Genomic DNA, 7,271 nt, shown 5'->3' with positions numbered 1-7,271 from the left:
GCAAGCCGTATCCGAACCAGCAGGTCAACGACATGATCGTCCAGCACTCGAAGGACATCGGCATCACGCGCCGCAAGATCTCGGATGAAGAGATCGTCGAGCGCCTGGTGTTCGCGCTCGTCAACGAAGGCGCCAAGATCCTGGAAGAGGGCATCGCCTCCAAGGCGTCGGACATCGACATGGTCTACCTGACCGGCTACGGCTTCCCGCTGTTCCGCGGTGGCCCGATGCTCTACGCCGATACCGTCGGCCTGTACAACGTCGCCCAGACCATGCACCGCTACGCCAAGGGCTACCACGGTGAAGCGTGGAAGCCGGCGCCGCTGCTGCAGAAGCTGGCCGACGAAGGCAAGGGCTTCAACGGCTAAACGACGACGCAACGCGACGCTACCGCCATGCCACTCACGCCCACCGACTGCCTGCTGGTCATCGACGTGCAGAACGATTTTCTGCCCGGCGGTGCGTTGGCCGTGCCGGACGGCGACCAGGTTATCCCGGTCGTCAACCGGCTCGCCCGGGCATTCGGGCGCGTGGTGCTGACGCAGGACTGGCACCCGCGCGAGCACGTGTCGTTCGCGGCCAACCATCCTGGCACGCAGCCGTTCGGCACGATCGATCTGCCCTACGGGCCGCAGGTGCTGTGGCCGGTGCACTGCGTGCAGCACAGCACCGGCGCCGCGCTGGCCGATGGGCTGGATGTGCCGCAGGCGCAGTTGGTCGTCCGCAAGGGCTATCACCCGCACATCGACAGCTACTCCGCGTTCTTTGAAGCGGACCGCACCACGCCGACTGGCCTGCTGGGCTACTTGCGCGAGCTGGGCATCCGGCGTGTGTTCTGCGTCGGGCTGGCCACGGACTTTTGCGTGGCGTGGTCGGCGCTGGATGCGCGGGCAGCGGGGCTGGAAGTCGCCGTCATCGAGGATGCCTGCCGCGCGATCGACCTGAACGGGTCACTCGCGCAGGCGTGGCAGCGCATGACGGACGCGGGCATCGCGCGGTTGCAGTCGCCGGACGTTTTGAACGGATAACAGAGAGTCCGGGCGCGCTGCCGATGCGGCGCGCCTCCACCAGATACGAGGAGCAACACCATGACCGAAGCAGTCATCGTTTCCACCGCACGTACCGGCCTGGCCAAGAGCTGGAAGGGCGCCTTCAACATGACCCACGGCGCCACCCTGGGCGGCCATGCCGTGGAGCACGCCATCGCGCGCGCCAAGATCGAGCCGGGCGAAGTCGAAGACGTGCTGATGGGCTGCGCCAACCCGGAAGGCGCGACCGGCGCCAACATCGCCCGCCAGATCGCCCTGCGCGCCGGCTGCCCCGTGACCGTGCCGGGCGCGACCGTCAACCGCTTCTGCTCGTCGGGCCTGCAGACCATCGCCATGGCCGCGCAGCGCGTGATTGCCGATGAAGGCGATATCTTCGTGGCTGGCGGTGTGGAATCCATCTCCTGCGTGCAGCAGGAGATGAATCGCCACATGATGACCGAAGGCTGGCTCAACAAGCACAAGCCCGAGATCTACTGGAACATGCTCCAGACCGCCGAGAACGTGGCCAAGCGCTACAACATCGGCAAGGACCGCCAGGACGAATACGGCGTGCAGAGCCAGCAGCGCGCCGCTGCTGCCGCAGCCGCCGGCAAGTTCAACGACGAGATCGTGCCGATGACCACGGTGATGGGCGTGGCTGACGCCAAGACCGGCCAGCTCATGACGCGCGAAGTGACCATCTCGGCGGACGAAGGCATCCGCCTGGACACCACGCTGGAAGGCGTCGCGAAGATCCGCTCAGCCATGCCCGGCGGCGTGATCACGGCAGGCAATGCCAGCCAGTTCTCCGACGGCGCCTCGGCGGCCGTGGTGATGAATGCCAAGGTGGCAGCCGCCAAGGGCCTGCAACCGCTGGGCGTGTTCCGCGGCTTTGCCGTCGCCGGTTGCGAGCCGGATGAAATGGGCATCGGCCCGGTGTTCGCCGTGCCCAAGCTGCTGAAGAAGGCCGGCCTGAAGGTCGAGGACATCGGCCTGTGGGAGCTGAACGAAGCGTTTGCCGTGCAGGTGCTCTACTGCGCCGACACGCTCGGTATCCCAATGGATCGCCTGAACGTCAACGGCGGCGCCATCGCCGTGGGCCACCCGTACGGTGTGTCGGGCGCGCGCCTGGTCGGCCACGCGCTGATCGAAGGCAAGCGCCGTGGCGTCAAGTACGTGGTCGTGACCATGTGCATCGGCGGCGGCCAGGGCGCTGCTGGGCTGTTCGAGGTGCTCTAAAGAAACGCAGGCTCCCACTAAAAACGGGAGCCTGTTTTCTTGGTGGGAACGTATCGCTCAACGGCTGTCCTGGCATTCGGACGGTTTGGCCGTTGAAGTTCCTGCCCTAGATGGCGCCTTGAATTTCTGTAAGCGGGCGGAAAAAAAGAACGGGAACTGTCAGAGCGCAGCGAGTTTTCCCGTTCTCCGCCCGGTTACGGAAATTCAAGGGGAAGTCGCCATCTCGGGCGCGCCTTTCTTTGCTTACTTTCTTTGGCAAGACAAAGAAAGTGAGTCGGCCCCGGCAGGGGACGAAACACAGGATGCACCACCAACATCATGTCTTCTCTACTGCTATCCCGTCGCGACCTGAGCTTCCTGCTCTACGAATGGCTCGACGTGGAATCGCTCACGCGTTTTCCGCGTTTTGCCGACCATTCCCGCGAAACCTTCGATGCCGCGCTCGATACCTGCGAGCGCATCGCAACGGACCTGTTCGCCCCGCACAACAAGAAGAACGACCAGGAAGAGCCGCATTTCGACGGCACCTCGGTCCACATCATTCCCGAAGTGAAGGTGGCGCTGGACGCCTTCAACAAGGCCGGACTGATGGCCGCCGGGCAGGACTTTGAGCGCGGCGGCATGCAACTGCCCGCTGTGGTGGAGAAAGCGGGCTTTGGCTACTTCAAGGCCGCCAACGTCGGCACCAGTTCGTACCCGTTCCTCACCATTGGCAACGCGAACCTGCTGCTCGCGCATGGCACACCCGCGCAGATCGAAACGTTTGTCCAACCCGAGATGGAAGGCCGCTTCTTCGGCACGATGTGCCTGTCGGAGCCGCAGGCCGGGTCGTCGCTGTCGGACATCGTCACGCGGGCCGATTACGAAGGCGAATCGCCGCTGGGCACGCAGTACCGCCTGACCGGCAACAAGATGTGGATCTCCGCCGGCGAGCACGAACTGTCCGACAACATCGTCCACCTGGTGCTGGCGAAAATCCCCGGGCCGGACGGCAAGCCGATCCCGGGCGTGAAGGGCATCTCGCTGTTCATCGTGCCCAAGTTCCTCGTCAATGCCGATGGCTCGCTGGGCGAGCGCAACGACGTGGCGCTGGCCGGCCTGAACCACAAGATGGGCTATCGCGGCACGACCAACTGCCTGCTCAACTTCGGCGAGGGCACGCAGTTTCGCCCGAAAGGGCCGGACGGCCAGCCACGTGCCGGCGCCATCGGCTACCTCGTCGGCGAGCCGCACAAGGGCCTGGCGTGCATGTTCCATATGATGAACGAGGCGCGTATCGGCGTCGGCATGGGCGCGACCATGCTCGGCTACACCGGCTATCTGCATTCGGTGGACTACGCGCGCAACCGTCCGCAGGGCCGCCCGATCGGGCCGGCCGGCAAGGATGCCGCCTCCCCGCAGATCCGCATCGTCGACCACGCCGACGTGCGCCGCATGCTGCTGGCGCAGAAGGCCTATGTGGAAGGTGCGCTCGGCCTGAACCTGTATTGCGCCAAGCTCGTCGATGAAGAGCGTGGCGAGACCGACCCCGCCAAGCGCGCCAAGCTCGGCTTGCTGCTCGACATCCTCACGCCGATCGCCAAGAGCTGGCCGTCGCAGTGGTGCCTGGAGGCCAACAGCCTGGCGATCCAGGTGCACGGCGGCTACGGCTACACACGCGAATACAACGTCGAGCAGTTCTACCGCGACAACCGCCTGAACCCGATCCACGAAGGCACGCACGGCATCCAGGGCCTGGACCTGCTCGGCCGCAAGGTCGTGATGCAGGACGGCGCTGCCTTTGCCGCGCTGGGCGAGCGCGTGCAGGCCACCGTCGGCCGCGCGCTGGAGAGCGGCGATGAAACGCTGGTCGGCTACGGCCGCGCACTCGGCATGGCGACGCAACGCCTCGCCAAAGTTACGCAGACGCTGTGGGCAGCAGGCGACCCGCGCGTGACGCTGGCCAATGCCTCCGTCTATCTGGAAGCCTTCGGCCACGTCGTCGTCGCCTGGATCTGGTTGCAACAGGCGTTGGCTGCTGCAAAGGCACTGCCGAACGCGCAGGGCGACGACGCCGATTTCTATCGCGGCAAGCTGCAGGCCGCACGCTACTTCTTCCAGTGGGAGCTACCGAAGATCGACCCGCAGATCGCACTGCTGGGCTCGCTCGACACCACCACGCTGGACATGCAGGACGCTTGGTTCTAACCACACGACAACGACACAGGAGACATCATGGGTACGCTGAAACACCTCTTCGATCTTTCGGGCAAGACCGCGTTGATCACCGGCGGTTCGCGCGGGCTCGGCCTGCAGATTGCCGAGGCGCTGGGCGAGCAGGGCGCGCGCATCGTGCTGTCGGCCCGCAAGGCCGATGAGCTGAAGGAGGCGCAAGCGCACCTGAAGTCGCTGGGCATCGAGGCGGATTGGATCGCCGCCGACGGCGCCGTGGAAGCCGACATCCAACGCCTGGCCGATGAAGCACTGGCCAAGCTGGGCCACATCGACATCCTCGTCAACAATGCCGGCGCCACCTGGGGCGCCCCGGCCGAAGACCATCCGGTTGAGGCCTGGGACAAGGTGATGAACCTGAATATCCGTGGCCTGTTCCTGCTCACGCAGCAGATCGGCAAGCGCTCGATGATCCCGCGCAAGTACGGCAAGATCGTCAACGTGGCATCCATCGCCGGCCTCAAGGGCAACCCGCCGGGCTCGCTGGACACCATCGCCTACAACACCAGCAAGGGCGCCGTGGTCAACTTCACGCGCGCGCTGGCCGGCGAATGGGGTGAGCACAACATCACCGTCAACGCCATCGCCCCGGGCTTCTTCCCGTCGAAGATGACGCGCGGCTCGCTGGAAAAACTGGGCGTGGACAAGCTGACCGAGAAGTCCCCTCTGCATCGCATCGGCGACGAGGAAGACCTGAAGGGTGTGGCCGCACTGTTTGCGTCCGATGCGTCCAAGCACATCACCGGCCAGATCCTGGCCGTCGACGGCGGCGTGAGCGTGGTCTAATTCCGGCTGCTTCTCACTCCATTGAACGCAGCCGTCCGAACGAACATGAGCGCAGACAACAACGGTTTTCCGATCAACATCCCCTTCCTTCAGCTATTGGGCATGCGTTGCCTGAAAGCCGAAGGCGGCGAGGGCATCGTCGAGCTGGCGCTCGAAGACCAGCACATGAACAGCTGGGAGATGGCCCACGGCGGCGTCACGATGACCATGCTGGATGTGGCCATGGCGATGGCCGGGCGCTCGGCCGACGTGCACGGCCGCGGCGTGGTGACGATCGAGATGAAGACGGCGTTCATGCAGCCCGGGCGCGGCACGCTGCGTGCCAGTGCGCGCTGCGTGCACCAGTCCACCACCATGGCCTTCTGTGAGGGCGAGGTGACGGATGCCGACGGCAAGCGCGTCGCACGCGGCTCGGGCACGTTCAAGTTCGTCAAGCGCATGCCGCCGCCGCGCACGCCGACGGAGCCGGGCGCGGACGGCTGATCGCTCAGACCTGTCAGGAAGGATCGCAGTTGCAGTACGCAGTACCCAGTTGCAGGCCGGGCGGACAGCCCGGACCACAAGAAAAGCAACCAAGGAGACGACACCTTGCAACAGACCGCACGACGGGCGCTACCCGCGCTCGCCACCACCTTGCTGTGCTGCACCGGATTCATCATGACCCTGGAAGGATGCGCCTCCAACACGGCACTGGACACGGCCGCCAGCACACCCACCACCGTACAGGCACCGCCGGCCCCGAATCCGCCCATGCAGAAGCCGCTCACGGCAGCGGAATCGGACCCGAACAAGATGGGCTGGATGCAGGGCTTTCCGCCGCCGCCGGATCGCATCATCCGTTTTGACCTCGCGGGCAACATGTTTCCGCGCACGCGCTACGGCTTCAGCCACATGCGCGAGTTCGTGCCGACGCGTACGGTCTCGCATGGCGAAGGCCCCGTCAGCAAGCTGCCGCGCGCCGAGCACGACATCGGTGACGTGGCTTTCAATGATGCCGACGGCACGCGCCGCACCTTCGCCGACATGCTGGGCCTGACGTACACCGACGGCATCCTCGTCATGCACAAGGGCAAGGTGGTCTACGAGCGTTACTTTGGCGCGCTCGATGCGCATACGCCGCATATCGCCATGTCGGTCACGAAATCGTTTGTCGGCACGCTGGCGACAATGCTGGTGGCCGACGGCAAGCTCGACCCGGCCGCGCCCGTCACCCAGTACGTACCCGAGCTGAAGAACACCGCCTACGGCGATGCCACCGTGCGCCAGGTCATGGACATGACCGTGGGCGTGCGCTACTCCGAGAACTACGCTGACCCGAACGCCGACGTCTGGGCCTACGCCCGCGCCGGCGGCATGCTGCCGCGCCCGGCTGACTACAAGGGCCCAGCCAGCTTCTACGATTACCTGGTCACGCTGCGCAAGGAAGGCCAGCACGACGCCGAGTTCTCGTACAAGACCGTCAACGCAGAGACGCTGGCGTGGATCGTCCGCCGCGCGTCGGGCAAGTCGCTGGCCGCGCTGCTGTCCGAGCGCATCTGGCAGCCGATGGGCGCGCAGAGCGACGCGTACTTCTCGCTTGACAGCGTCGGTGCGGAATCCGGTGGCGGCGGGTTGAACACCACGCTGCCGGATCTCGCCCGCTTTGGCGAGATGATCCGCAACGAGGGCCGCTTCAACGGCAAGCAGGTCCTCCCCAAGAGCGTGATCGACGACATCCGCCACGGTGGCGATCCGGCCAAGTTTGCCAAGGCCGGCTATACGACGCTGCCGGGCTGGTCGTACCGCGACATGTGGTGGATCTCGAACAACGCGCACCACACCTTCGAGGCGCGCGGCATCCACGGGCAGCGCATCTATATTGATCCGGTGGCCCAGATGACCATCGTGCGCTACGCCTCGCACCCGATTGCCGCCAACGCCGCCAACGATCCGGTCACGCACCGGGCGTATGCGGCGCTGGCCGAGTACTTCATGCAACACAAGTGACCCATACCGCTTACTAGGAGC

At 65.3% G+C, this 7,271-nt stretch carries 7 protein-coding genes; all 7 read left to right on the top strand.

Annotation, left to right across the window (positions count from 1 at the left end):
- The coding region (locus tag QZ609_RS10335; RefSeq protein ID WP_295493994.1) for a 3-hydroxyacyl-CoA dehydrogenase family protein at window positions 1-368 on the top strand (368 nt) is incomplete at its 5' end.
- A 27-nt stretch (window positions 369-395) separates the two neighbouring features.
- Entirely contained in the window at window positions 396-1,028 is a 633-nt protein-coding gene (pncA, locus tag QZ609_RS10330; RefSeq protein WP_295493992.1) for a bifunctional nicotinamidase/pyrazinamidase, read from the top strand.
- Window positions 1,029-1,088: 60 nt separating this feature from the next.
- Window positions 1,089-2,267, top strand: coding sequence for an acetyl-CoA C-acyltransferase (locus QZ609_RS10325; protein ID WP_295493991.1), 1,179 nt, complete (start codon window positions 1,089-1,091; stop codon window positions 2,265-2,267).
- 318 nt (window positions 2,268-2,585) lie between these two features.
- Window positions 2,586-4,454: an acyl-CoA dehydrogenase gene (locus tag QZ609_RS10320; protein ID WP_295493989.1), complete on the top strand. Its 1,869-nt coding sequence runs from the start codon at window positions 2,586-2,588 to the stop codon at window positions 4,452-4,454.
- A gap of 27 nt (window positions 4,455-4,481) precedes the next feature.
- Window positions 4,482-5,264, top strand: a complete 783-nt coding sequence (locus QZ609_RS10315; protein WP_295493988.1) for an SDR family oxidoreductase — start codon at window positions 4,482-4,484, stop codon at window positions 5,262-5,264.
- 45 nt (window positions 5,265-5,309) lie between these two features.
- Window positions 5,310-5,747, top strand: coding sequence for a PaaI family thioesterase (locus QZ609_RS10310; RefSeq protein WP_295493986.1), 438 nt, complete (start codon window positions 5,310-5,312; stop codon window positions 5,745-5,747).
- A gap of 105 nt (window positions 5,748-5,852) precedes the next feature.
- Entirely contained in the window at window positions 5,853-7,250 is a 1,398-nt protein-coding gene (locus tag QZ609_RS10305; RefSeq protein WP_295493985.1) for a serine hydrolase, read from the top strand.
- The last annotated feature ends 21 nt before the right edge of the window (window positions 7,251-7,271 follow it).

This window comes from uncultured Ralstonia sp. (assembly GCA_913056305.1).
Lineage (GTDB): Bacteria > Pseudomonadota > Gammaproteobacteria > Burkholderiales > Burkholderiaceae > Ralstonia.
Note: the sequence above shows the minus strand (reverse complement) of the source record. Positions and strands in the feature narration are given on the sequence as shown.